This window comes from Algoriphagus sp. (assembly GCF_024305035.1).
Classification (GTDB): Bacteria; Bacteroidota; Bacteroidia; order Cytophagales; family Cyclobacteriaceae; genus Algoriphagus.
In genome coordinates, this window is the sequence record NZ_JAMWZB010000074.1 from 1 (window position 1) to 1,395 (window position 1,395).

At 37.7% G+C, this 1,395-nt stretch carries 2 protein-coding genes; both read right to left on the reverse strand.

Annotated features, from left to right (window positions below; genetic code table 11):
- Window positions 1-638: hypothetical protein (locus Q0L00_RS19550; RefSeq protein WP_297338579.1), on the reverse strand; the 638-nt coding region annotated here is incomplete at its 3' end.
- A partial coding sequence (locus Q0L00_RS19555) for a C10 family peptidase (protein ID WP_297338580.1) occupies window positions 635-1,395 on the reverse strand: 761 nt, incomplete at its 5' end. The genes Q0L00_RS19550 and Q0L00_RS19555, both read right to left, overlap by 4 nt.

Below are 1,395 nucleotides of genomic sequence, written 5' to 3' on the forward strand. Positions count from 1 at the left end.
TCGTAGATATCAAATGCCCCATCCCGATCCGAGCTAAAAAGCATTTTTTCGGGTCTGCCTTGGCTTACAATACCTTCATTGTCTTTCAAAAAATTTTGCCCATAGAAACAAGGATACATTTCGCTTGACCCAATGTCCAAAAGCCTAAATGAAGATTCACTCCTATCAACCTCTTCTGAGGAGCTTATTTTAGGTTCCGTTAAGATGGAAAAAGAACCATCCGAATCGGCTCTAGAAAACAAAACATAGTTACTGTTTTCTTCCACGAAGGTGTATGGCCCTTTTTCATGTAATGGGGAATTAATTGCAAATAAACTATTCCTAATGCTTTGGCTTCCATCAAATATTTTATTGGTACTAAAGGAAAAATTTCCACTTTCTTTATCCCACAAAAATCCAATTAAAGAATAATCCAGATCAAATTGTTGACCCTGAGAGAGTGAATTTGTTGAAAAAACAAAATTAATCGTGATATCAGCCGTTGAAGGCACAAAATTAGAGTTCATTTCGTCATACTCCGTGTTCAAATCAGTTAAATTAACAGGAGCATCATCTGGAAATCTTCCCGTTTCGTATGGGAAGGTCTCATCACAAGCTGTTAAAGCTATAACCACGCATATTTTAACTATGTTTTTCATCTTAATCCTGTTATCATTTTTAATCCATTATTATAATTCTTTGACGAACCGTACGGAGAAAAAACTCCAGAACTATAATATCCATTAGTGGTATTTATACCATCATTAGTAGGAGGAGTCAAATCATCATTATCCCATCCCCAATTCATAAAATACCAGGTATAGGACCATTCCATGCATCCGTCTAGGTCACAGTCATACGATCTATAATTATTTCTTTTGTACCCATCGCACGTCCAAATATGCCATTCATCTATGTCATCATACCCATAAAAAATCGCTGGGTACCCATTTAACAATTCCAATCTCAAATTGGCGGGGTTAAAATTAGAGGTATTTCCTCCGTTGGTCATCCCCATAGACTCCAAAGCGAGACTTATATTCCCTGGCAAAGTCATTCCGTTGCACGTAGTCAAAAAATTAAAATCGGTATGGGCAGCGAGGGCAGAATTATACATCAACAATGCTAAAGAGGTTTCACCGGATGTAGATGGCGTTTGGCAAGTATTTGAAGTCTGTGGCATTATGCTATATGGGTAATTGGAGTTAGGTCTAAAATACCAAAGTGTTTGGGCAATAGCCACTGCACCACAACCTATAGGGCTTTTATCATTACATCTACAGCTTCTCCAAATATTAGTCGGGGCATAGTAATTTGAAATTCCTGTTTGTCCCCATTTAATTCCTCCTGGATTATCCGTTGGATGATAAGAATATAATGGCAAACGCTGATCGGTAGTGGAATAGGGATTGCACA